22 protein-coding genes are annotated in these 23749 nt (G+C 72.1%); 12 read left to right on the top strand and 10 right to left on the bottom strand.

What is annotated here, in order from left to right; genetic code table 11:
* Window positions 1–166: 166 nt before the first annotated feature.
* Window positions 167–1264 carry a LacI family DNA-binding transcriptional regulator gene (locus ACQPXS_RS38890; protein ID WP_433454152.1) on the top strand — a complete coding sequence of 366 codons (1098 nt, stop codon included), beginning with the start codon at window positions 167–169 and terminating at the stop codon, window positions 1262–1264.
* Window positions 1265–1311: 47 nt separating this feature from the next.
* Here the strand turns inward: ACQPXS_RS38890 and ACQPXS_RS38895 are convergent, their stop codons facing one another.
* Entirely contained in the window at window positions 1312–2103 is a 792-nt protein-coding gene (locus tag ACQPXS_RS38895; protein WP_433454154.1) for a VOC family protein, read from the bottom strand.
* Window positions 2104–2373: 270 nt separating this feature from the next.
* Between ACQPXS_RS38895 and ACQPXS_RS38900 the strand changes: the two genes are divergently transcribed.
* The gene (locus ACQPXS_RS38900; protein WP_351806980.1) at window positions 2374–2619 is read left to right on the top strand and encodes a WhiB family transcriptional regulator; all 246 of its coding nucleotides are present in this window, start codon (window positions 2374–2376) and stop codon (window positions 2617–2619) included.
* Between the two features lie 77 nt (window positions 2620–2696).
* Here the strand turns inward: ACQPXS_RS38900 and ACQPXS_RS38905 are convergent, their stop codons facing one another.
* The 3 genes from ACQPXS_RS38905 to ACQPXS_RS38915 form a co-directional block, all read right to left on the bottom strand.
* A complete protein-coding gene (locus ACQPXS_RS38905; RefSeq protein WP_399174694.1) occupies window positions 2697–3671 on the bottom strand; it encodes an acyl-ACP desaturase in 975 nt (324 codons plus the stop codon).
* Window positions 3672–3932: 261 nt separating this feature from the next.
* Window positions 3933–4709 (bottom strand): dimethylargininase, encoded by a 777-nt coding sequence (gene ddaH, locus ACQPXS_RS38910; protein ID WP_433454156.1) that lies wholly within the window; start codon window positions 4707–4709, stop codon window positions 3933–3935.
* Window positions 4710–4840: 131 nt separating this feature from the next.
* Window positions 4841–6466, bottom strand: coding sequence for an ABC-F family ATP-binding cassette domain-containing protein (locus tag ACQPXS_RS38915; RefSeq protein WP_433454157.1), 1626 nt, complete (start codon window positions 6464–6466; stop codon window positions 4841–4843).
* Between the two features lie 386 nt (window positions 6467–6852).
* Between ACQPXS_RS38915 and ACQPXS_RS38920 the strand changes: the two genes are divergently transcribed.
* The gene (locus ACQPXS_RS38920; protein ID WP_433454159.1) at window positions 6853–7692 is read left to right on the top strand and encodes an isocitrate lyase/PEP mutase family protein; all 840 of its coding nucleotides are present in this window, start codon (window positions 6853–6855) and stop codon (window positions 7690–7692) included.
* A 39-nt stretch (window positions 7693–7731) separates the two neighbouring features.
* Here the strand turns inward: ACQPXS_RS38920 and ACQPXS_RS38925 are convergent, their stop codons facing one another.
* Window positions 7732–8148, bottom strand: coding sequence for an SsgA family sporulation/cell division regulator (locus tag ACQPXS_RS38925; RefSeq protein ID WP_351806987.1), 417 nt, complete (start codon window positions 8146–8148; stop codon window positions 7732–7734).
* 210 nt (window positions 8149–8358) lie between these two features.
* Between ACQPXS_RS38925 and ACQPXS_RS38930 the strand changes: the two genes are divergently transcribed.
* A complete protein-coding gene (locus ACQPXS_RS38930) occupies window positions 8359–9462 on the top strand; it encodes a WD40/YVTN/BNR-like repeat-containing protein (RefSeq protein WP_433454161.1) in 1104 nt (367 codons plus the stop codon).
* A 60-nt stretch (window positions 9463–9522) separates the two neighbouring features.
* Window positions 9523–9861 (top strand): plasmid stabilization protein, encoded by a 339-nt coding sequence (locus ACQPXS_RS38935; RefSeq protein WP_365322876.1) that lies wholly within the window; start codon window positions 9523–9525, stop codon window positions 9859–9861.
* 7 nt (window positions 9862–9868) lie between these two features.
* On the opposite strand, the gene ACQPXS_RS38940 is transcribed toward ACQPXS_RS38935, so the two are convergent.
* The gene (locus ACQPXS_RS38940) at window positions 9869–10165 is read right to left on the bottom strand and encodes a YciI family protein (RefSeq protein WP_433454163.1); all 297 of its coding nucleotides are present in this window, start codon (window positions 10163–10165) and stop codon (window positions 9869–9871) included.
* A gap of 61 nt (window positions 10166–10226) precedes the next feature.
* Here ACQPXS_RS38940 and ACQPXS_RS38945 point away from each other — a divergent pair, with 61 nt between their 5' ends.
* A complete protein-coding gene (locus ACQPXS_RS38945) occupies window positions 10227–10967 on the top strand; it encodes an endonuclease V (protein WP_433454165.1) in 741 nt (246 codons plus the stop codon).
* Here ACQPXS_RS38945 and ACQPXS_RS38950 read toward each other — a convergent pair.
* Window positions 10931–11119, bottom strand: a complete 189-nt coding sequence (locus ACQPXS_RS38950) for a hypothetical protein (protein ID WP_433454166.1) — start codon at window positions 11117–11119, stop codon at window positions 10931–10933. The genes ACQPXS_RS38945 and ACQPXS_RS38950 overlap by 37 nt on opposite strands.
* 116 nt (window positions 11120–11235) lie before the next feature.
* Window positions 11236–12435 carry a saccharopine dehydrogenase family protein gene (locus ACQPXS_RS38955; RefSeq protein WP_433454168.1) on the bottom strand — a complete coding sequence of 400 codons (1200 nt, stop codon included), beginning with the start codon at window positions 12433–12435 and terminating at the stop codon, window positions 11236–11238.
* Between the two features lie 418 nt (window positions 12436–12853).
* On the opposite strand from ACQPXS_RS38955, the gene ACQPXS_RS38960 reads away from it, so the two are divergent.
* The 3 genes from ACQPXS_RS38960 to ACQPXS_RS38970 are packed head-to-tail and all read left to right on the top strand — an operon-like array spanning window position 12854 to window position 17497.
* The gene (locus ACQPXS_RS38960; RefSeq protein WP_433454170.1) at window positions 12854–14014 is read left to right on the top strand and encodes a CaiB/BaiF CoA transferase family protein; all 1161 of its coding nucleotides are present in this window, start codon (window positions 12854–12856) and stop codon (window positions 14012–14014) included.
* A 43-nt stretch (window positions 14015–14057) separates the two neighbouring features.
* Window positions 14058–15272, top strand: coding sequence for an acetyl-CoA C-acetyltransferase (locus tag ACQPXS_RS38965; RefSeq protein ID WP_351806995.1), 1215 nt, complete (start codon window positions 14058–14060; stop codon window positions 15270–15272).
* 41 nt (window positions 15273–15313) lie between these two features.
* Window positions 15314–17497, top strand: a complete 2184-nt coding sequence (locus ACQPXS_RS38970) for a 3-hydroxyacyl-CoA dehydrogenase NAD-binding domain-containing protein (protein ID WP_433454172.1) — start codon at window positions 15314–15316, stop codon at window positions 17495–17497.
* Here ACQPXS_RS38970 and ACQPXS_RS38975 read toward each other — a convergent pair.
* Window positions 17483–18190 (bottom strand): MerR family transcriptional regulator, encoded by a 708-nt coding sequence (locus ACQPXS_RS38975; RefSeq protein WP_433454173.1) that lies wholly within the window; start codon window positions 18188–18190, stop codon window positions 17483–17485. The genes ACQPXS_RS38970 and ACQPXS_RS38975 overlap by 15 nt on opposite strands.
* 234 nt (window positions 18191–18424) lie before the next feature.
* On the opposite strand from ACQPXS_RS38975, the gene ACQPXS_RS38980 reads away from it, so the two are divergent.
* From ACQPXS_RS38980 to ACQPXS_RS38990, 3 genes are read left to right on the top strand one after another with little or no spacing between them, the layout of a single operon-like run.
* Complete coding sequence (locus ACQPXS_RS38980; RefSeq protein WP_433454175.1) at window positions 18425–19903, top strand: amino acid permease; 1479 nt, start codon at window positions 18425–18427, stop codon at window positions 19901–19903.
* 47 nt (window positions 19904–19950) lie between these two features.
* A complete protein-coding gene (locus ACQPXS_RS38985) occupies window positions 19951–20439 on the top strand; it encodes a macro domain-containing protein (RefSeq protein ID WP_433454177.1) in 489 nt (162 codons plus the stop codon).
* Window positions 20436–21353 (top strand): PfkB family carbohydrate kinase, encoded by a 918-nt coding sequence (locus ACQPXS_RS38990; protein WP_433454179.1) that lies wholly within the window; start codon window positions 20436–20438, stop codon window positions 21351–21353. The genes ACQPXS_RS38985 and ACQPXS_RS38990 overlap by 4 nt, the downstream gene beginning before the upstream one ends.
* Before the next feature lie 865 nt (window positions 21354–22218).
* On the opposite strand, the gene ACQPXS_RS38995 is transcribed toward ACQPXS_RS38990, so the two are convergent.
* Complete coding sequence (locus ACQPXS_RS38995; protein WP_433454181.1) at window positions 22219–23721, bottom strand: M1 family metallopeptidase; 1503 nt, start codon at window positions 23719–23721, stop codon at window positions 22219–22221.
* Between the last annotated feature and the right edge of the window lie 28 nt (window positions 23722–23749).

The following is a 23749-nucleotide window of genomic DNA, read 5'->3' on the forward strand; positions in this document are numbered from 1 at the left end:
CGCTGCTCGCCCAGGCGGACGGCTGTGCCGGACGGCACGTCACGAGCCTCGGCGCCGACGCCCGGCACCCGGCGCGAGCGAGCACGGCCGCGCCTGAATCACGGCACCGACGGGGTCTGCACCGCGCGGTTATCCTGACCGGCAGCCGCCGATGAGGAGTCCCGAAGTGACCGAGGCAGTGTCGCGTCCCACGCTGGAGGCCGTGGCCGCGCGGGCCGGGGTGTCCCGGGCCACCGTGTCGCGGGTGGTCAACGGCGGCGACGGGGTGCGCGAACCCCTGGCCGAGCGCGTCCGGCAGGCCGTGGCGGAGCTGGGTTACGTCCCCAACCAGGCGGCGCGCAGCCTCGTCACCAAGCGGCACGACGCCGTCGCGGTGGTCATCGCCGAGCCCGAGACCCGGGTCTTCGCCGACCCCTTCTTCGCGCTGCAGCTGCGCGGCATCAGCAAGGAACTGACCGCGCACGACAACCAGTTGGTGCTGCTGCTCACCGAGGGCCGTGACGATCACGCGCGCGTGGCCCGGTATCTCTCCGGAGGCCATGTCGACGGCGCGCTCGTCTTCTCCCTGCACCTCGACGACCCGCTGCCCGGCCTCATCCACGACGCCGGCGTGCCCACCGTGTTCGGCGGACGGCCCGGCTGGGGCGACGACGGCCGCGCGGCCGGACCCGCTCGCCCCAGGGCGAAGGACCCGGACGTGGTGTACGTCGACTGCGACAACCGGGGCGGGGCGCGCGCGGCCGCACGGCATCTCGTGGGCCTCGGCCGCAGCCGCATCGCGCATCTCACCGGCCCGCTGGACCAGACGTCGGCGGTGGACCGGCTCGACGGCTACCGGGACGTCATGGGCGAGCTGCCGGGCGGCAACGACCCCCGGCTGGTGGTGGAGAGCGACTTCACCCCGGCCGGCGGCGAACGCGCCATGCGCGAACTCCTCGACCGCTGCCCGGAGGTGGACGCCGTCTTCGCCGCCAACGACCTGACCGCGCTCGGCGCCCTGCGCGTGCTGCGCGCGAGCGGCCGCCGGGTGCCCGAGGACGTGGCCGTGATCGGCTTCGACGACATGCTGCCCGTCACCGAGGAGGCCGACCCGCCGCTGACGACGGTCCGTCAGGACATCGAGGAAATGGGCCGCCTGATGGCCCGCCTGCTGCTGCGCGGACTGTCCGACGGCCGCGACCGGACCGGGACCACGGCGGACGCAGCGCCGCCCTCCGGCGGCGTGATCCTCCCGACCACGCTGATACGGCGGGCGTCCGCCTAGCCGCCCCGCACGCGCAAGGCGGCCCCGGTCCGGTCGGCCGACCGGATTCAGCCCTGTGGCGCCTCGCTCTTGATCACCGCGAAGCGGGCGCCGTACGGGTCGGTGAGCCGGGCCATGCGGCCGACGCCCTCCATGGTCGTCGCCGGCACACGCACCGTTCCGCCGAGTTGCTGCGCCTTCTCCACGACCGCGTCGGTGTCCTCGACCTCGAAGTACGGCAGCCAGTACGGGCCGCCCTGGGCCTCGGCCGGGTCGTCGGCCAGCGGCACGATCCCGCCGAACATCGCATCTTCGCCGCCTTCGGCGGGGTTGACGCACGTGTACGTCCCGCCCGGGAAGGGTGCGGCGGAGGTCTCGAGGTCCAGCACCTGGTGGTAGAAGGCGGCGGCCGCCGCGATGTCCGGGGTGTACAGCTCGACCCAGCACAGCGAGCCCGGCTCGCTCGCGATGTCGACGCCCTTGGTCCGGCCCGGCTGCCAGATCCCGAACGGCACGCCCGCCTGGTCGGCGAGGACCGCCATGTGTCCCTCGCCCATGACGTCCATCGGCTGGAACAGCACGCGGCCGTGCGCCTGTTCGGCGGCCTTGGCGGTGGCCTGCGCGTCCGCGCTCTGGAAGTACACCGTCCAGGACGGCGGGCCCTGCTCGGGGCCGGACTGCATGCCGCCCGCGACGGTCCTGCCGCCCAGTTGGAAGAAGCCGTAGCCTCCGGCGTCCGGTCCCGCCGACTGGAACTGCCAGCCGAAGAGACCGCCGTAGAAGGAGGTGGCGCCGTCGATGTCGGGGGTGCTGATGTCGAGCCAGTTCGGGGCGCCGTTGACGAAACGGGTGGTGAGCATCTTCGCCCTCCTCGAAAGGGGTCCCGTCCTCTGCACTGCCGAGTCTGGCACCCCCCACTGACAATCGCCGCCGTAGCGCCGCGACGCGCCGGACGGATCCCGTTCCCACGCCGGCGGCCGGGCACGTTCCTCGGGTTTTCGCCGCGCCCCGCGCGCCGCCGTGCACCGGTGCGATCCCGGGGAGCATCATCGGAGGCGGCCGGAGGCCCTGCCGGCGGCGTTGACCCGGCGTTGATCGAACGTTTTTCGCCACGCGGCACGATCCTGGGCATGCACTTCGAGACGATCACCCCTGCCGACGACGCCTGGCAGGCGCAGGCCCTGTGCGCGCAGACCGGGCCGGACTTCTTCTTCCCCGAGCCCGGCAGCTCGGTGCGCGAGGCGAAGCGCATCTGCGCCATGTGCGAGCTGCGCCCGGCCTGCCTGGACTACGCGCTGGCCAACGACGAGCGCTTCGGCGTCTGGGGCGGGCTGTCCGAGAAGGAGCGCCTCGCCCTGCGCCGTACGTCCCACTGACGTCGTGTGCCGACGCCCGCCCGCCACCCGTCCTTTACGGAAGGGCGGGCCCGGCGAGCGTCGGGCGCCGGCGTGCGTCAGGCCCCGGCCCGTGCCGCCATCCGGGCCTTGCGGGCGGCCAGCTTCTCGTCGAACTTGAGAGCCTCCGCGTCCAGGCCCCCCATGAACAGGCCGAGTTCCTCCTGCGCCTGGCGTCCCTCGGGGCCGAGGCCGTCGATCTCCATGACCCTCAGGAAGCGCAGGACGGGCTGCAGCACGTCGTCGTGGTGGATGCGCAGGTTGTAGACCTCGCCGATGGCCATCTGCGCGGCGGCCCGCTCGAAGCCGGGGATGCCGTGGCCGGGCATGCGGAAGTTCACCACGACGTCCCGGACCGCCTGCATGGTCGGATCGGGGGCCAGTTCGAAGGCGGCCTTCAGCAGGTTGCGGTAGAAGACCATGTGCAGGTTCTCGTCGGTCGCGATGCGGGCCAGCATGCGGTCGCAGACCGGATCGCCGGACTGGTGGCCGGTGTTGCGGTGCGAGATCCGGGTGGCCAGCTCCTGGAAGGCGACGTAGGCGACCGAGTGCAGCATCGAGTGCCGGTTGTCGGACTCGAAACCCTCGCTCATATGGGCCATGCGGAAACGTTCCAGCTTGTCCGGGTCAACCGCGCGCGAGGCGAGGAGGTAGTCGCGCATCACGATGCCGTGCCGGCCCTCCTCGGCCGTCCAGCGGTGCACCCAGGTGCCCCAGGCGCCGTCGCGGCCGAAGAGCGTGGCGATCTCGTGGTGGTAGCTCGGCAGGTTGTCCTCGGTGAGCAGGTTGACCACGAGGGCGATGCGGCCGATCTCGGTCACCTTGGACTGGTCCTTGTCCCAGGCCTCCCCGTCCTCGAACAGGCCGGGGAAGTTGCGGCCGTCGCTCCAGGGCACGTACTCGTGCGGCATCCAGTCCTTGGCGACCTTCAGATGCCGGTTCAGTTCCGTCTCGACCACTTCCTCCAGCGCGAAGAGCAGCCGCGCGTCGGTCCATGCGGACGGGCTGCCGAGGTGAGGGGAAGTGATCGTCACGGGAACTCCAGGGGGACGGCGAACAACGGGGGAGGAAAAGGGGACGGCCGGCGAGCGGTGCCGGAAACCTACGTGATCGTAGGCTACGAATCCGTAGGTTACGAAGCCGTAGGTTAAGGCCGTTGTAAAGATCGCTGATCAGTACGGCCGGACGGATGGCTTCCGCTGCGTGTCCCCGTGCCGTCCCGCGCCTCTCCCGCATATGCCGACGGCCCCGGGAGCTGCGGATCCCGGAGCCGTCGCGGTATGGGGGACCGTCCGTCAGGCGTACAGCTCCCGCAGCCGCACCGAGAGGCACGTCACACAACCCTCGAGCTTCTCGAACTCGCTGATGTCCACCGTGACCACCTCGTGGCCGAGGTCGGTCAGCAGTTCCGCGGTCTTCGGCGCGCTCGCCGCCATCAGCACCTTGTGGCCACCGAGCAGCACCACGTGCGAGCCGGACTCCTCCGGCACCGACAGGAAGCCGGGGAAGAGCGACGGCCGGTCGACCTTCGGGATGTGCCCGATCACCGTGCCGTCGGGCAGCGCGGTCACCGCGGACTTCAGGTGCAGCACCTTGCTCACGGGAACGGCCACCACGCGTGCGCCCAGCGGCTCGAACGCGGCCCGCACCTGCTGCACACCGGCCGTGTTGGTACGCCCGCCACGGCCGACGTACACCGTGTCGCCGACCTTCAGGACGTCACCGCCGTCCAGCGTGCCCGGCTCCCAGATCCAGTTGACCGAGCAGCCGAGGCGCGCCACCGCCTCCTCCACGCCGGCGGTCTCGGCACGCCGGGACTCCGCGCCGGGCCGGGTGATCAACGCCACGTTCTTGTACATGACGACGGTGTCCTCGACGAACACCGAGTCGGGGCAGTCGTCCTCCGGGTCGACCTCGATCGTCTCCCAGCCGTGCGTGCGCAGGGCCTCGACGTAGGCCTCCCACTGCTCGACGGCGAGCCCGACATCGACCTTCTCCCGCTCGATGTGCGTCACCAGGCCTTCGGCGAGGCGGGGGCTTGGGCGGCGGACGAGGGCCTTCTTGCTGGGCACGAGGGGCCTTTCGAATCGATGGTGCGGTTTTCCGGTGCCGGTGAGACGGCACCGGTCCGCCATCATGCAATCCGCCCCGGCCACGACAAAACCCTCGTTGTCAGGCTGTGGCCCTCCTGAGACGTCGGGTCCTAGGCCGAGACCCCGATGTCGTCCGGCGAGATCTCCTTCAGCACCCCCTCCTCCATCAGCAGCCAGCGGGTGATGCCGATCGACTCGAGGAACGGCAGGTCGTGGCTCGCCACGAGCAGCGCGCCCTGGTACGAGTCCAGAGCCGAGGTCAGCTGCCGCACGCTCGCCATGTCCAGGTTGTTGGTCGGCTCGTCGAGCAGCAGCAGCTGGGGTGCCGGCTCGGCGAGCATCAGCGCGGCCAGGGCCGCCCGGAACCGCTCGCCGCCCGACAGGGTGCCCGCCTTCTGGTCGGCCCGCCCACCCCGGAACAGGAAGCGGGCGAGCCGCGCCCGGATCCGGTTGTTCGTGGCGTCAGGCGCGAAACGGGCCACGTTCTCGGCGACCGTCAGCGCGTCGTCCAGCACGTCCAGCCGCTGGGGCAGGAAACGCAGCGGGACATGCGCCAGCGCCTCGCCGGTCACCGGCGCCAGCTCCCCGGCGACGGTCCGCAGCAGCGTCGTCTTGCCGGCGCCGTTGCGGCCGACCAGCGCGATGCGCTCCGGGCCGCGCAGATCCAGAATGCCCTCCACGCGCGCGTGGTAGGCCGTTTCCAGGTTCTGCAGGGTGAGCACCTGCCGGCCGGGCGGAACGGCCGTGTACGGCAGGTCGACGCGGATCTCGTCGTCGTCCCGTACCGCCTCCACCGCCTCGTCCAGGCGCTCCCTGGCCTCGGCGAGCCGCTCCTCGTGCATGATGCGGTGCTTGCCCGCCGACTCCTGGGCGGCGCGTCTGCGGGCGCCCATGACGATCTTCGGCTCGCGCTTGGAATCCCACATCTTCTGCCCGTACCGCTTGCGGCGGGCCAGCTTGACCTGGGCGTCGGCCAGTTCGCGCCTCTGCTTGCGCACATCGGCCTCGGCGACGCGCACCATCCGCTCGGCCGCCTCCTGCTCGACGGCCAGAGCCTCCTCGTACGCCGAGAAGTTGCCGCCGTACCAGGTGACCTCCCCGGAGCGCAGTTCCGCGATCCGGTCGACCAGGTCGAGCAGCTCCCGGTCGTGGCTCACCACGACCAGGACGCCCGGCCACGCGGAGACGGCCTGGTACAGCCGTCGGCGCGCGTACAGGTCGAGGTTGTTGGTGGGCTCGTCCAGCAGCAGCGCGTCCGGGCGGCGCAGCAGCAGCGCCGCCAGCCGCAGCAGCACCGACTCGCCGCCGGAGACCTCGCCGACCGTGCGGTCCAGGCCGATGTGGCCGAGACCGAGTTCGCCGAGCGTGACGAGGGCGCGTTCCTCGACGTCCCAGTCGTCGCCGAGCGTCTCGAAGTGCTCCTCGGCGGCGTCGCCCGCCTCGATGGCGTGCAGCGCGGCCCGCCGTTCGGCGATGCCGAGGGCCTGGTCGACGCGGAGCGGGGTGTCGAGGCTGACGTTCTGCGGGAGGTAGCCGACCTCGCCGGACACCTTGACGGTGCCGTCGGCCGGGGTGAGTTCACCGGCCAGCAGCTTCAACAGGGTTGTCTTCCCCGATCCGTTGGCGCCGACGAGACCGGTCCGGCCGGGCCCGAAGGCGATGTCGAGGCCGTCGAAGACGGCGGTGCCGTCGGCCCAGGTGAAGGACAGGGACGCACAGGTGAGGGAAGATGACATGAGGGCCTCGCGAGGGGTTTCGTGCGGTCGGTGGGCGCATGTCGAGACACCGCGAGGCGGAAACCGAAAGGTCGTGGGGCACGAGGAGGCCATGAAAAAGGCCTGTGCCGGAGGACGGCTCGGACGCCGAGGTCGTACGCCGCGCACACCTCAACCGGTGCGACGCGATGCCTCAGGACCTCAGACGAGCAACGTCCTTCTCCAATCGACGGCAACAGGACCGACGTCCACGGTAGGAGGGGGCCTGACGGCTGTCAACGCAATTAATGGCGGCCCCGTCCGTTCATGGCGGCCCCGTCCGTGCAGCGGCTGCCGCCCGGGGCGTGCCCACGCTCATGTCGGATTCCTGCCAGCCCACGGCCCGCGCCGAGTGGTTGGCTGGACCCATGACGCATCAGCACCCGCTTCGCGAGACCGCCCTCGCCTTCCACGCCCTGCACGTGCCCGGCCGGCCGCTCGTGCTGCCCAACGCCTGGGACGCGGTCAGCGCCGCCGTCGTGGCGCAGGCCGGCGCCGCGGCGGTCGCGACCACCAGCGCCGGGCTGGCCTGGTCGCTCGGCGCCGCCGACGGCGACCGGCTCGACCGCGACCACGCCATCGAGGCCGTGGCGCGCATCGCCGCCGTCGTACGAGTCCCGGTCAGCGCGGACATCGAGTCCGGTTACGCCACGGACCCGGCCGGGGTCGCCGACACCGTACGGGCGGTGCTCGCCGCGGGCGCGGTCGGCATCAACATCGAGGACGCCTCGCACGGGGAGGGCGGCGAACCGCTGCGGCCCATGGCCCAGCAGGCGGAGAGGATCGCCGCGGCCCGTGCGGCCGCCGACGAGGCGGGCGTGCCGCTGTTCGTCAACGCGCGCATCGACACGTTCCTGCGCGGCGCCGGGGGAGTGGAGGCGACCCTGGAGCGGGCCGCGGCCTTCCGCGCCGCGGGCGCCGACGGGATCTTCGTCCCCGGGGCCGTCGACCCGGGGACGGTGAAGGAACTGGTCGAGGGCATCGACGGCCCGGTCAACGTGATGGTCTTCCCCGGCGCGCCCTCCGTCGCCGAGCTGGCCGCCCTCGGCGTCGCCCGGATCAGCGCGGGCTCCGGACTCGCCCAGGCCGCCCACGCCCTGGTCCGCCGCGCCGCGCGGGAGCTGCTGGAGGCGGGGACGTACGGGACGCTGGCCGACGGTTACGACTACGGGGAGCTCAACACCCTGCTCACGCGCCCGGCGGGCTGAACGCGCCGGCCGCGCACCCGGGCTTCACGCGCGGAGCGCTCAGCAGGCGTCCCGCATCAGTTCGGCCAGGTCGTGGTCCAGGTCGAGCTGGAGGTGTTCGAGGCCCACGGGGACGAGCTCGCCGGTCGACTCCAGGAAGCGCCGGATCTCCCCCGAGCGCACGTGCACGATCGCGGTCCCCTCGGGGGCGTGGAACTCCAGCACCGTGCGGTCGTAGCCGTACGGCCGCACCCGGACGTCCCCGTGCCCCTCCGGGCCCAGCAGCCCGGCCGTGAGCAGCTCGCGGGAGAAGGTCCAGCACACGTCGACCCCTTCGAGGGTGGCCGGGGCCGGGAAGGTCATGACGACGGCGAACGGATCGCGCCGGTCGTAGCGCAGCGTCGCGGGAATGCTCGGCATGCGCGGTGCGGCGGCGACGAGACGGGCCTCTACGGGCTGCTCGATGACGGTGGACAACGCCTTGCTCCCTCGTGACGGCTGGACTACGTCCGGGTGCGCGGCACCCGGCACCGGAAGAGACGACGGATCCGGCCGATCCGTGCACAGGAAACACGAGTGACCTCGGTCACCGCGTTCATGCACGGCGCGCGATCGCTCGATTCCGCCCGCGGCGGACGGCAGTTGGCCTCTGGACGGCGTCGGTCGGGTGGGCTAGCTTCGCCCGCCATGAGGCGCTTGGGGAGCACGCGACGCAGAGGACGCAGCAGCAGGCTGGTGGCGGCGGGAGTGGCGTGCGGGGCGGCACTGGCCGCGCTGACCGTGCCCGCCGCCGAGGCGGGGCCCCTCGGGCAGGGCAGTCCGCACTGGGCGCCGAAAGACCCGGGCACCCCGCAGGTCCGCTTCCGGGGCCTCGCGGCCGTCGACCGGCACACCGCCTGGCTGGCCGGCACCGGCGGCACGGTGCTGCGCACCACCGACGGCGGAGCGAGCTGGCGGAACGTCTCTCCGCCGGGCGCGGCCGATCTGCAGTTCCGGGACGTCGAGGCGTTCGACGCGCGGCGCGCGGTGGTGCTGGCCATCGGCGAGGGCGAGGCCTCCCGCGTGTACCGCACCGATGACGGCGGTGCGACCTGGACGGAGTCCTTCCGCAACACCGACCCGAAGGCGTTCTACGACTGCCTGGCCTTCTTCGACCGCCGGCACGGCCTCGCGATGAGCGACCCCGTGGACGGCAGGTTCCGCATCCTGTCCACGAGCGACGGCGGCCGCTCCTGGCGGGTGCTGTCCTCGGCGGGCATGCCGCCCGCACTGGACGGTGAGGCGGGCTTCGCCGCGAGCGGCCAGTGCCTGGTCACCTCGGGCCCGAAGGACGTCTGGCTGGCCACCGGCGGCGGCGCCCACGCGCGCGTGCTGCACTCCGCCGACCGCGGACTGACCTGGACGGCCGCCGACACGCCGATCCCGGCCGGCGATCCGGCCAAGGGGGTCTTCGCACTCGCCTTCCGCGACCGCGACCACGGCCTCGCCGTCGGTGGCGACTACCGCCCCGACCAGGCCTCGCCGCAGGCCGCCGCGGTCACCGGCGACGGCGGCCGCACCTGGGCACCGGCCGCCACGCCTCCGCCCGCCTACCGCTCCGGGGCCGCCTGGCTGCCGCACAGCCGCAGGGGCGCGCTCGCCGTCGGCCCCACCGGCACCGACCTCACCACGGACGCCGGGCGCACCTGGCGCACGATCGACACCGGCTCGTACGACACCGTGGACTGCACGCCCGACCTCAGCTGCTGGGCGGCCGGCGAGCAGGGGAGGGTCGCGCGGCTGGAACGCTGAGGTGAGCGGCCGGAACCGGGTACTCGGGTCGCACGGGAACCGTGAACGAAGGGAGCCATCATGCCCGCGGGTTCCAGCTCCAAGCGCGAGCGTCAGTACGAGCACATCAAGAAGAGCGCGCAGGACCGGGGCGAAAGCACCGGGCGCGCCAAGGAGATCGCCGCGCGGACCGTGAACAAGGAACGTGCCCGTTCCGGCGAGTCCAAGACCGCGAGCCGCAGCTCGAAGCAGGACATGTCGTCCAGCAAGCGCGGCGGTCAGCGGTCGGGCAACCGGGTCGGCTCCCATGGCCCGACCCGCGACCAGCTGTACAACGAGGCGAAGCAGCGCGGCATCGAGGGCCGTTCGCACATGAACAAGGACGAGCTGCAGCGCGCGCTGAACGCCAAGAAGGGATGAGCGGCGGTCAGTCGAGTGTCTGCCGGTGGCGGGCCAGCTCCGGAGCCGTCTTCGTGGCGGTGAACTCCGTGATGCGGTACGTGCACACGCCGCCGACGGCGAACGGGTCGCCCGCCACGATCTCCTCGACCCGGGCGCGGTCCTCGGCGACGGCGAGGATCACCCCGCCGTCCCGGGGGTTCTTGCGCCCGGAGGCCAGGATGAATCCCTTCTCGTACTGCTCCTCGAGCCACGCCACATGGTCCGGCAGCAGCGCGTCGACGGCGTCGAGAGGTGCGGTGTAGGTCAGGTCCAGTACGAACATGATCACGACCCTACCCCTGGCAGCGAGCGGGGCGCCGCGGGATCGTACAGTCGGCGTCACCATGACGACCGTTGGCGTACCCGCGGGCTGGCCCGCGACCGAGGAAGAGGCCCGCGCGGTGCAGGACGAGCTGCGCGGGCGGGTGGTGCTGGACGAGCGCGGACCCGAGCCGGGCACGGGCCGGGTGACCGGGGTCGACGTCGCCTACGACGACGAGCTCGACCTCGTCGCGGCCGCGGCCGTCGTGCTGGACGCCGCCACCCTGGACGTGGTGGCCGAGGCGACGGCCGTCGGCCGGGTCTCCTTCCCGTATGTGCCCGGCCTGCTCGCCTTCCGCGAGATCCCCACCGTCCGGGCCGTCCTGGACCGGCTGCCGTGCCCGCCCGGCCTTGTCGTGTGCGACGGCTACGGCCTGGCCCATCCGCGCCGCTTCGGCCTCGCGAGCCACCTCGGCGTGCTCACCGGCCTGCCGGTCATCGGCGTCGCCAAGAACCCGTTCACCTTCACGTACGACGATCCGGCCCCGGCGCGAGGTGCCTGTGCCCCGCTGCTCGCGGGGCACGAGGAGGTCGGGCGGGCGCTGCGCACCCGGGACGGCGTCAAACCGGTCTTCGTCTCCGTCGGCCACCGGGTGACCCTGGACAACGCCATGGCCCACACGCTGGCCCTGACCCCGCGCTACCGACTGCCGGAGACCACACGCCGGGCGGACGCCCTGTGCCGCCGGGCCCTTCGGGAGGCGGCGCGGAACGCGGGAGAAGGCGGTCAGGAGGCGACCACCCGCCAGGTGCCGACCTCCTGATAGGCCGAGTCGTAGACGGCCGAGCCGTCTCCGGGTTCGAGGGCGTAATGGTGGAGGTTCCCGCCCCAGTAGCGCAGGATGCGTCCCAGCTCACCGGCGCGGTCCTGCGCCGACGCGCCCTCGTCCACGGTCACTTCGAGCACGAACTTCATGCCTCACCCGCCTCCTTCGGTTCAGCGGCCCGGGCCTCCATCGTTTCATTGAAGAACTTTGTGAGACTTTCGCGACGGAGGCCGCAGGCAGGCCGGAGGCATCGGCTGCGAAAGTCTCAAACGGGGGAGGAGACAGCCGGACCGGTGGCCGCGACCCGGAAGGTGATCCCCGCGGCGCGGAGCCGCCCGGTCAGGGCGTCACCCATCGCCTGCGCCGTGGTGACCTGCCCGGCCGTCGGCGGGAGGTCGTCGAAGGCCAGGCTGAGGGCCGCCTCGGCGAACATCTTCGCCGTCTCGTCGTAACCGGGGTCGCCGCCCGAGACCTCCGTGAACACGCGCCGTCCGCCGCCCTCGCCGACGAAGCGCACCGCGAACCGGCTTCGCGCCCGCCGCTCCGCGCTCGGCCCGTCCCCCGGCTGCAGCCGGCCCGACAACCAGCGCCGAGCGGGCGGCAGTTGGGCGGCCGCCAGCACCGCGCCGACGGCGGCGACGCCGCCGAGGGCGACCGGCAGGCGGCGTACCGCGGCGTAGTGCCGGTAGCGGAAGTCGGGGCCGTACCGGTCGAGCGCCTTCGCCGAGCGGCGCACGATCTGCGGGTCGACGGTCGGCAGCGGCAGCGCCCACGCGCCGACCTCCTTGGCGAACCGGGGTGCGCCCGTCGGCGCCGCGACCCGCCGTCCCATCAGCCGCGGCTCGTGCCGGCCCCGCTCACGCGCCGCGGCCAGCAGCTGCCGGCCACGGGCGAACTGGTTCAGCGCGGAGGCGAGGGTGCCGCCGGAGAACGCCGCGTCGGCGGTCACGTATCCGTCCACGGTCAGCGGTACGCCCTCGGGCAGCTGCCGGACCGTGAAGTACACGCCGAGGTCGTGGGGTACGGAGTCGAAGCCGCACGCGTGCACCAGGCGCGCGCCGGTCTCCCGCGCGCGTGCGTCGTGCCGGACGTACGTCAGGTCCACGAACTCCGGCTCGCCGGCCAGGTCCAGGTAGTCGGTCCCGGCGTCCGCGCAGGCGGCGACCAGTTCCTCGCCGTAGAGCACGTACGGCCCGACGGTCGTGGCGACCACGCGCGCGTGCTCGGCGAGGGCGCGCAGGGTCGCGGGTTCGGTCACGTCCGCCCGCAGGACGCCGATGTCCGCGCCGCCGGGCAGGCGCTCGCGCAGCCGCTCCAGCCTGCGTTCGTCGCGGCCGGCCACCGCCCAGCGCAGGTCCTCGGGCGCGTGCGCGGCGAGATACTCCGCCGTGAGGGTGCCGACGAAGCCGGTGGCTCCGAAGAGCACGAGGTCGTAGGGACGGTCTGTCCTGTTTAGCCTGCTCATGACACCCCTTGGTCCCGCAGCCCGCGCCGCTGTCGGTGGCTGAGGCTAGCGTGAGGAGTGCGAGTGTCGACGACCAGCCCGGAGGCAGCGGTGGCCGAAGCCAGGAACGCCCTGACGAAGTGGGGGAAAGTGCCCGGGTTCACCCTCGGTCCCGGGGGCGGGCCGCTGAGGGAGCGGGGCGAGGAGGGCCATCGGCCGACCGCCCCGGAACGCCCTATAGCCGCATTCGGCACACGGGTCTCCTAGCGCACACGGGCTGTGTCACGGCGCAGCCGCCTCTCACCCTCCCGGGTGATCCGCCCTGATCCGGGCACTTGGCTAAGCGCTTGCTCGTTAGGTCTTGTGCCCGGTGGAACACGTTCTTAGCATCACCGGTGTTACATCAGTTGTGTCACACACACCCTGGGGAGCTGGACGCATGACGACGGCAGAGACGCCGGCGGCGCCGGGCGGCGGGCCGCTGTCCGGCGTGCGCGTGGTCGAGCTGGCCGGCATCGGGCCGGGCCCGTTCGCCGCCATGCTCCTGGCGGACCTGGGCGCGGACGTGGTCCGGGTGGACCGGCCGGGCGGCCCCGGCCTCGGCATCGACCCGGCGTACGACGTCACGAACCGCAACAAGCGCTCGATCGTGGTCGACCTGAAGGCAGCGGACGGCCCCGCGCGCGTGCTGGACCTCGCCGAGCGGGCCGACATCCTCATCGAGGGCTACCGCCCGGGCGTCGCCGAGCGCCTCGGCGTCGGCCCCGGGGACTGCCACGCCCGCAACCCCCGCCTGGTCTACGGCCGCATGACCGGCTGGGGGCAGGACGGCCCCCTCGCCGACCGCGCGGGCCACGACGTGTCCTACATCGCGTTGACCGGCACCCTCGGCATGACCGGCCGCGCGGACGAGCCTCCGGTCTTTCCCGCCAACCTGCTCGGCGACTACGCGGGCGGCTCCCTCTACCTGGTCGTCGGCGTCCTGGCCGCCCTGCACCACGCGCGCGTGACCGGCACCGGACAGGTCGTCGACGCCGCCATCGTGGACGGCACGGCCCACCTCTCGGCGATGATCCACGGCATGCTCGCGGCCGGCGGCTGGCAGGACCGGCGCGCCGCCAACCTCCTCGACGGCGGCTGCCCCTACTACGGCACCTACGAGACCGCCGACGGCAAGTACATGGCGGTCGGCGCCCTGGAGGGGCGGTTCTACGCGGAGTTCCTGCGTCTGCTCGGCCTGGACGACCTGGCACCGGCCCACAAGGACTGGAGCCGCTGGGACGAGCTGCGCGAGCGCGTCGCCGCCCGCTTCAAGTCCCGCACCCGGGACGAGTGGACGGCACTCTTCGAGGGAACCGAAGCCTGTGTGGCGCCCGTGCTGTCCCTGCGCGAGGCCCCGCACCACCCGCACCTGGCCGCCCGCGGCACCTTCACCGACCACGCCGGCATCACCCAGCCGGCCCCCGCCCCCCGCTTCTCCGCCACCCCGACGTCCGTCCGCACCGGCCCCGCCCTGCCGGGCGCCGACACGCAGGCGGTGGCGCGGGACTGGGGGATACCCGCACCCGTCGACGGCGACCCGGTCACCGACGCCGACTGACCCGGCCCACCCCGCCCGGCCCACCCTCCCGAAAGGCACACCAGTGAGCACCGAAGCGTACGTGTACGACGCGATCCGCACCCCGCGCGGCCGCGGCAAGGCGAACGGCGCCCTGCACGGCACGAAGCCCATCGACCTGGTCGTCGGCCTCATCCACGAGATCCGCGACCGCTTCCCCGGCCTCGACCCGGCCGCCGTCGACGACATCGTCCTCGGTGTCGTCGGACCGGTCGGCGACCAGGGCTCCGACATCGCCCGGATCGCCGCGATCGCCGCCGGACTGCCCGACACGGTCGCCGGCGTGCAGGAGAACCGCTTCTGTGCCTCGGGCCTGGAGGCCGTCAACCTGGCCGCGGCCAAGGTCCGTTCCGGCTGGGAGGACCTGGTCCTCGCGGGCGGCGTGGAGTCGATGTCCCGGGTGCCCATGGCCTCCGACGGCGGCGCCTGGTTCAACGACCCGATGACCAACCTCGCGGTCAACTTCGTGCCGCAAGGCATCGGCGCCGACCTGATCGCCACCATCGAGGGCTTCTCCCGCCGGGACGTCGACGAGTACGCGGCCCTGTCCCAGGAGCGCGCCGCCACGGCCTGGAAGGAGGGCCGCTTCGACCGCTCGGTCGTCCCCGTCAAGGATCGCAGCGGCCTGGTCGTCCTCGACCACGACGAGCATCTGCGCCCCGGCACCACCGCCGACTCGCTCGCGAAGCTCAAGCCGTCCTTCGCGGACATCGGCGAACTCGGCGGCTTCGACGCCGTCGCGCTGCAGAAGTACCACTGGGTGGAGAAGATCGACCACGTCCACCACGCGGGCAACTCCTCCGGCATCGTGGACGGCGCCTCGCTCGTCGCGATCGGCTCCAAGGAGGTCGGCGAGCGCTACGGCCTCACCCCGCGCGCGCGGATCGTCTCCGCCGCCGTCTCCGGCTCCGAGCCCACCATCATGCTCACCGGGCCGGCCCCCGCCACCCGCAAGGCCCTCGCCAAGGCCGGCCTCACCATCGACGACATCGACCTGGTCGAGATCAACGAGGCGTTCGCCGCGGTCGTGCTGCGCTTCGTCAAGGACATGGGCCTGTCCCTGGACAAGGTCAACGTCAACGGCGGCGCCATCGCCCTCGGCCACCCGCTCGGCGCGACCGGCGCGATGATCCTCGGCTCGCTCATCGACGAGCTGGAGCGCCAGGACAAGCGCTACGGCCTCGCCACCCTGTGCGTCGGCGGCGGCATGGGCATCGCCACCATCGTCGAGCGCATCTGAACTCCCCGCGGAATCACCAGACTTCAACGGAGACGACTGTCATGACCGAGAGCACCACCATCCGCTGGGAGCAGGACGACACCGGTGTCGTCACCCTCGTCCTGGACGACCCCAACCAGTCCGCGAACACCATGAACCAGGCGTTCCGCGACTCCCTCGCCGCGATCACCGACCGCCTGGAGGCCGAGCGGGACTCCATCCGCGGCATCATCTTCACCTCCGCCAAGAAGACCTTCTTCGCGGGCGGCGACCTGCGCGACCTGATCCGGGTCACCCCTCAGACCGCCCAGGACCTCTTCGACGGCGGCCTCGCCATCAAGCGCAACCTGCGCCGCATCGAGACCCTCGGCAAGCCCGTCGTCGCCGCCATCAACGGCGCCGCCCTCGGCGGCGGCTTCGAACTGGCCCTCGCCTGCCATCACCGGGTCGCCCTCGACACCTCCGGCACCAAGATCGGCTGCCCCGAGGTCACCCTCGGCCTGCTCCCCGGCGGAGGCGGCGTCGTGCGCACCGTACGGCTGCTGGGCATCGCCGACGCCCTGCTGAAGGTGCTCCTCCAGGGCCAGCAGTACAACGCACGCCGCGCCCAGGAGAACGGCCTCGTCCACGAGGTCGCCGCCACGCCCGAGGAACTGCTCGCCAAGGCCCGCGCCTTCATCGACGCCAACCCCGAGTCGCAGCAGCCCTGGGACAAGCCCGGCTACAAGATCCCCGGCGGTACGCCCGCCAACCCGAAGTTCGCCGCGAACCTGCCCGCCTTCCCGGCCACCCTGCGCAAGCAGACGAACGGCGCCCCCTACCCGGCTCCGCGCAACATCCTCGCCGCGGCCGTCGAGGGCTCCCAGGTCGACTTCGAGACCGCCCAGGTCATCGAGGCCCGCTACTTCGTGGAACTGGCCGCCGGGCAGACCTCGAAGAACATGATCCAGGCGTTCTTCTTCGACCTCCAGGCCGTCAACTCCGGCGCCAACCGCCCCAAGGGCATCGAGCCCCGCCAGGTCCGCAAGGTCGCCGTCCTCGGCGCCGGCATGATGGGCGCCGGCATCGCCTACTCCTGCGCCCGCGCCGGCATCGACGTCGTCCTGAAGGACGTCTCCCTGGAGGCGGCGACCAAGGGCAAGGGCTACTCCGAGAAGCTGTGCGCCAAGGCCGTCGCCAAGGGCCGCACCACCCAGGAAAAGGCGGACGCGCTGCTCGCCCGGATCACGCCCACCGCCGAGGCCGCCGATCTCGCGGGCTGCGACGCCGTCATCGAGGCCGTCTTCGAGGACACCGCGCTCAAGCACAAGGTGTTCCAGGAGATCGAGTCCGTCGTCGCGCCCGACGCGCTGCTGTGCTCCAACACCTCCACCCTGCCCATCACCACCCTCGCCGAGGGCGTGGAGCGCCAGGCCGACTTCATCGGGCTGCACTTCTTCTCGCCCGTCGACAAGATGCCGCTGGTGGAGATCATCAAGGGCGAGCGCACCGGTGACGAGGCGCTGGCGCGCGCGTTCGACCTGGTCCGGCAGATCAACAAGACGCCGATCGTCGTCAACGACTCGCGCGGCTTCTTCACCTCCCGCGTGATCGGCCACTTCATCAACGAGGGCGTCGCCATGGTCGGCGAGGGCATCGAGCCCGCCTCCGTGGAGCAGGCCGCCGCCCAGGCCGGCTACCCGGCCAAGGTCCTCTCCCTCATGGACGAGCTGACCCTCACCCTCCCGCGCAAGATCCGCAACGAGACGAAGCGGGCCGTGGAGGACGCGGGCGGCACCTGGACCGCGCACCCGGCGGAAGCCGTCATCGACCGCATGGTCGACGAGTTCGGCCGCCCCGGCCGCAGCGGGGGCGCCGGCTTCTACGACTACACCGAGGACGGCAAGCGCGCCGGACTCTGGCCGGGCCTGCGCGAGCACTTCACCAAGCCCGGGCACCAGATCCCGTTCCGGGACATGCAGGAGCGGATGCTCTTCTCCGAGGCGCTCGACACCGTACGCCTCCTCGAAGAGGGCGTCCTGACCTCGGTCGCCGACGCCAACATCGGCTCGATCTTCGGCATCGGATTCCCCGGCTGGACCGGCGGCGTCCTGCAGTACATCAACGGCTACGAAGGCGGCCTGCCCGGCTTCGTGGCCCGCGCGCGGGAACTCGCCGAGGCCTACGGCGAGCGCTTCACCCCGCCCGCGCTGCTCGTGGAGAAGGCCGAGAAGGGGGAGCCGTTCAGCGACTCAGTCCGTTCTTGACCCGGTGACCCACCCGCTCAGCTCTTCCCGCAGCGAGCGCTGGAACGTCGTCAGCAGCGCCTGCACCACCAGAGGGTGCATGTGCGCCGACAGGGACTTCACGTCCCGGGCGTCACGCTCCGCCACCTCGCCGCGGAAGAGCTGGGAGAGTTCGTGAGCCGCGGCGCGCGAGTGCTCGATGAGCACCTTGCGCGCCGCGAGGATCACCTCGTGCGACAGCGGCACGTCGAGCAGCTGCACCCCGAGCCGGAGCAGCCCCGAGTCGACGCGGAAGGTGCCGCCCTCCGCCGCCGCGACGACGTTCATCGCCGCCAGCCGCTCCACGTCCTCGTCGGCGAGCGGCCGTCCGGCCCGCCGCTCCAGCTCCTCCCGCGACACCGTGTCGACCGCGTCCGGCGCCCAGGACGCGACGACCGCACGGTGGATGGCCAGGTCGTGCGGGGAGAGACCGGCAGGCAGCTGCCTGAGGTAGCGCTCGATCGCCGACAGCGTCATGCCCTGCTGCTGCAACTCCTCGATCAGGGCCAGCCGCGCCAGGTGATCCGGTCCGTAGTGCCCCACCCGGCGCGGGCCGATCACCGGGGGCGGCAGCAGACCCTTGCTGCCGTAGAACCGGACGGTGCGCACCGTGACACCGGCCCGGGCGGCCAGCTCGTCGATGGTGAGGGGCGTGTCCCCGGCATCGGTCGTCATGTGCAGCAGTATCGCTGTCTCACCAATGGTGTGAAACCTCGGGTGAACGCCCTGTGAACCCTGGGTTGATCGTGTGAGAAGTAACGCTGTGTGATGTGGGCCACCGCGTAGAGGCGGATCTCTCTGGGAAGCTGCTGCCTTGGTCTGTACCGCGACTCACCAGGGTGGTGCGGACCAAGCCCTGCACGTCCCCCGGACCCACGAGGTCCGGGCGCACCAGGAAGTGAACCACCCGTGAGCAAGGACGCCGTGGAATCGGCACAGGCCCCCGCCCGCATCCAGGCGGCGCAGGCCGCCCAGACGCCCGCGGACGCGGGCGACGCCGGTTACAGCAAGGACCTCAAGGCCCGCCACGTCAACATGATCGCCATCGGTGGCGCCATCGGCACCGGACTCCTCCTGGGCGCCGGCGGCCGCCTGCACAACGCGGGCCCGGCGCTCGCCCTGGCCTACCTGGTCTGCGGCGTCTTCGCCTTCTTCGTCGTCCGGGCCCTCGGCGAACTGGTCCTGTACCGCCCGTCCTCCGGGTCCTTCGTGTCCTACGCGCGCGAGTTCCTCGGCGAGAAGGGCGCCTACGTCGCCGGCTGGATGTACTTCCTGAACTGGTCGACCACCGGCATCGCCGACATCACCGCGATCGCGCTCTACACGCACTACTGGAGCATGTTCACCAGCATTCCCCAGTGGGTGCTGGCCCTGATCGCGCTCGCGGTGGTCCTGGCCGTGAACCTGATCTCGGTGAAGATCTTCGGCGAGCTGGAGTTCTGGTTCTCGATCATCAAGGTCGCCACCATCGTCGGCTTCATGCTGATCAGCATTTTCCTGCTCGCCACCCAGCACAAGGTCGGTGGCCACACCCCCGGCCTGAGCGTCGTCACCGACCACGGCGGGCTCTTCCCGCACGGCGCGATGCCGGTCGTCCTGGTCATGCAGGGCGTGATCTTCGCCTACGCCGCCCTGGAGCTGGTCGGTATCGCCGCCGGCGAGACCGCCGAGCCGGAGAAGGTCGTCCCGCGCGCGGTGAACTCGATCATGTGGCGTGTGGGCCTGTTCTACGTCGGCTCCGTCGTGCTGCTCGCCCTGCTGCTGCCCGGCTCGGTGTACTCCGCCGATGAGAGCCCGTTCGTCACGGTCCTGTCGAAGATCGGCGTCCCCGCGGCCGGCGACGTGATGAACCTGGTCGTGCTCACCGCCGCCATGTCCTCGCTGAACTCCGGCCTGTACTCGACCGGCCGCATCCTGCGCTCCATGGCCATGGCGGGCTCCGCCCCGAAGTTCACCGCCCGCATGAACCGCAGCCAGGTCCCCTACGGCGGCATCCTGCTGACCTGCGCGGTCTGTGTGCTCGGCGTCGGCCTGAACTACCTGATGCCCAGCCAGGCCTTCGAGATCGTGCTGAACATCGCCTCCCTCGGCATCATCAGCACGTGGGTGATCATCATGATCTGCCACATGATCTTCGTCCGTCGCGCCCGCGCGGGCCTCGCGACCCGGCCGCACTTCCAGCTGAAGTTCAGCCCGGTCACCGAGATCGCCACGATCGCGTTCCTGCTGATCTGCCTCGGCATGATGTGGAACGACCCCGAGGTCGGCCGGAAGACCATCCTGCTGATCCCGGTGATCGCCGTCATGCTGGTCGCCGGCTGGTTCGGCGTGCGCCGCCGGGTGTCGAAGACCGCCGACCGGGAGCTGACGGAGCTGTCGCGTCCGTGAACTAGCCGTTCAGCGCCACTGTCAGTGGCACCGCCTACGGTGGCGTCATGTCGGGGATCATGTATGTCCGGGGTGACGCCACCGTGCCGTCGGTCAAGGGCGTCAAGGTGATCGCCCACGTCTGCAACGACATCGGCGGCTGGGGGAAGGGCTTCGTCCTCGCCGTCTCGCGGCGCTGGCCGGAAACGGAGGCGGCGTACCGCGCCTGGCACCGCGACCGCGCCCGGAACGACTTCGGCCTGGGCGCCGTCCAGATGATCCGGGTCGAGCCGTATGTGTGGGTGGCCAACATGATCGGCCAGCGCGGCATCCGGAGGGGCAGCAAGGGCGTCCCCGTCCGCTACGAGGCGATCGACACCGCCCTCGCCCGCCTCGCGACCGAGGCGACCGAACTCGGCGCGTCCGTGCACATGCCCCGCATAGGCTGCGGGCTGGCGGGCGGCACCTGGTCCCGCATCGAGCCGCTCATCACCGAGCGGCTGGTGAAACACGGCATCGCCGTGACGGTCTACGACCACGGAGAGGGCGGCGGATGAGCTCACACACCCCTGCGACGGACGTCCTGGTACTGGGCGGAGCCGGCGTGGACACGATCATCCATGTCCCCGAACTGCCCCTCCCGTACGCCGACAGCTACATGATCGACTCCGGGATCCGCACCCGGGCCGGGCAGACCGGCGACTTCGTCGCGCTGGGCCTCGCCGCACTCGGCCTGCGCACCCACCACCTCGACCTGCTCGGTGACGACCCCGAGGGCGACCTCGTACGCGGCCTGCACCACGAGCACGGCATCGGACTGACCGCACTCCCGCAGCCCGCCGGCACCAAACGGGCGGTCAACCTCGTCGGCCCGGACGGCCGCCGCCTGTCCCTGTACGACACCAGCCGAGCCCGCCCCGGCGACCGCTTCCCGCCGGAGACGCTGCGGATGCTGGCCGGGGCGAGCCGGCATGTGCACGTGACCATCACCCAGCCCTGCGCCGAGGCTCTGCCGACCCTGGCCGCGACGGGCGTGCCGCTGTCCACGGATCTGCACGACTGGGACGGGGAGAACCCCTACCACGAGCCCTTCGCCCACGCGGCGGACGTCGTCTTCCTGTCGGCCGCCGCCCTGACCGACCCCGAGCGCACCATGCGGCGCATCACCGAGCGGGGCAGGGCCGAGGTGGTCGTCGCCACCGCCGGAGCCGAGGGCGCGTATCTCCTGGCCGACGGCGAGCTGGCCCGCGTGCCCGCGGTGTTGCCGCCCGCGCCGGTGGTGGACTCCAACGGCGCGGGCGACGCCTTCGCCGCCGCGTTCCTCTACGGCCGCCTCGCCGGCGAGCCGCCCGAGACCTGCGCCCGCTACGGCGCGGTAGCGGGCGCGCACGCCTGCACCGTCCCCGCCTCCCGAGCGGAGTCGATAGACCGGGACGAGCTTCACAAACGGTCAGCGGAACCGAGCCCCTGAACCGGCTGGCTGCCAGAGGCCGGGCCTCTGCGCAGGCCGGGCGGCGGGGCCGGGCGCCCGCACCGGCCGGGTGCCAGGACCGAGTTCCTGAACGGGCCGGACTGCGGGGCCAGGCGTCTGCACCGGCCGGGCGGCGGAACCGAGCCCCTGAACCGGCTGGGCGGCGGGCCGGGGCGCCTGTACTGGCCGGGTGGCTGGGCCGAGTTCTTGAACCGGCTGGATGCCAGGGGCCGGGTCTTTGCACTGGCCGGGCGGCGGAACCGGTGCCTGCCCTGAGCCGGCCGGACAGCGGGGCCGGGCTCCTGAACCGGCCGGATGCCGGGGTCGCGTCTCTGCACATGCCGGGCGGCGGATTCGGTGCCTGCGCTGAACCGGCCGGACGGCGGGGCGGGCGGCCCCACCGGCCGGGTGTCAGGGCCGGGCGCTCGCCCCGGCCGGGTGCCAGGGCGTCCTGCACCCGCTGGACAGCAGGGCCGGTCTTTGCACTGGCCGGGGGGCGGATCCAAGCCCCTGAACCGGCCGGACGGCGGGGCCAGGCACCCGCACCGGCCGGATGCCCGACCCGAGGCCCTGCACCGGCCGGGCAGCGGGGCCCGCCTCCTGAACCGGCGGTATGCCGGGGCCGGGTCTCTGCACATGCCGGGCGGCGGATCCGGTGCCTGCGCTGAACCGGCCGGACGGCGGGGCCAGGCGCCCGCACCAGCCGGATCCCGGGCCGAGACCCTGCACCGGCCGGGCAGCGGGGCCCGGCTCCTGAACCGGCGGTATGCCGGGGCCAGGCGCCCGCACCGGCCGGATGCCCGGGCCGAGGCCCTGCACCGGCCGGACGGCAGAGCCGGGGTGGCCTCGGTACGGCCGGCCCGGGTCAGTGACCGCGTGTGGCGTGGATGTCGTTCGTCGCCTCGATCTTCTTCCACGACTTCGGCTGGGCCACCGCCGTGTCCGCCTTCGCCAGGGACGCGGCGCGGGCCGCGGGCGCGGCCGGCTTCGACGGCTGGAACAGCCAGGTGTCGAACAGCGCCGCGAGGGGCTTGCCGGACACCTGCTCGGCGTACTTCTGGAAGTCGGCCACCGAGGCGTTGCCGTACGCGTGCTCCTGGGGCCAGCCCTTCAGGATGCGGAAGAACGCGTCGTCACCGATCTCGTTGCGCAGTGCCTGGATGGCGAGCGCTCCGCGGTCGTAGACGGCGATGTCGAACTGGTCGTCCGGGCCCGGGTCGCCGGGCTTGACCGTCCAGAACGCGTCATCGGCCGGGTGGGAGGCGTACACGTAGTCGGCGAGCTCCTGCGTGGTGCCCTCGCCCTCGTGCTCCGACCACAGCCACTGCGCGTACCGGGCGAAGCCCTCGTTGATCCAGATGTCCTTCCAGCCCTTCAGCGACACGTCGTCGCCGTACCACTGGTGGGCCAGCTCGTGCACGACCACCGAGGTGTTGGAGCCGTTCGCGAACTGCTTCGGGCTGTAGTAGACGCGGGTCTGGGTCTCCAGCGCGTACCCGGTGGTGGTGTTCGGCACGTATCCGCCGGCGGTGCTGAACGGATAGGGCCCGAAGTAGCCGCTCAGCCAGTCGACGAGCTCCCCGGTGCGTTCCACGCTCGCCCGCGCGGCCCCGTCGTTGTCGCCGAGGTCCTTGCTGTAGGCGTTGATGACCGGCACCCCGCCGTCGGAGGTGCTGGTCGTGATGTCGAACTTGCCGAGGGCGAGCGTGCTCAGATAGGTCGCCTGCGGCTTGTTCTGCCGCCAGTTGTAGCGGGTCCAGCCCAGTTTCGAACTGCTCGACTGCAGCGTGCCGTTGGAGAGGGCCTGGGTGCCGTCGGGCACGGCCACCGACACGTCGTAGGTGGCCTTGTCGCTCGGGTGGTCGTTGCTCGGGTACCACCACCAGGCGGCCTCGGGCTCGTCGGCCGCGACCGCGCCGTCGGGCGTGCGGTGCCAGGTGGTGAAGCCGTAGGCGCTCTTCGTCGACGGCACCCCGCTGTAGCGGACCACCACGGTGATCGGCGTGCCCTTGGCGAGCGGCGTCTTCGGCGTGATCACCAGTTCGTGCTGCCCGGACGTGGTGAAGGCGGCCTTGGCGCCGTTGACCCGCACCTCGCTCACGTCCAGCAGGAAGTCCAGGTCGAAGCTGGACAGGTCCTGCGTGGTCCTCGCCAGGATCGTCGCCGTGCCCTGCAACTCGTCCGTCGTCGGCTGGTACTGGAGCCTCAGGTCGTAGTGGGAGACGTCGTAGCCGCCGTTGCCGTAGTACGGGTAGTAGGGGTCGCCGATGCCCGGCGCGCCGGGGGAGAAGCTCGCGGCCGATGCCGGGATCGCCAGCAGGAGGGAGGCCGCCGCCAGTGCGCCCGGCGCGATGATTCTGCGGTGCACGTCAGCTCCAAGTCGTCGGGACTGCAAG

It is taken from the genome of Streptomyces sp. CA-142005, from assembly GCF_050942335.1.
Lineage (GTDB): Bacteria > Actinomycetota > Actinomycetes > Streptomycetales > Streptomycetaceae > Streptomyces.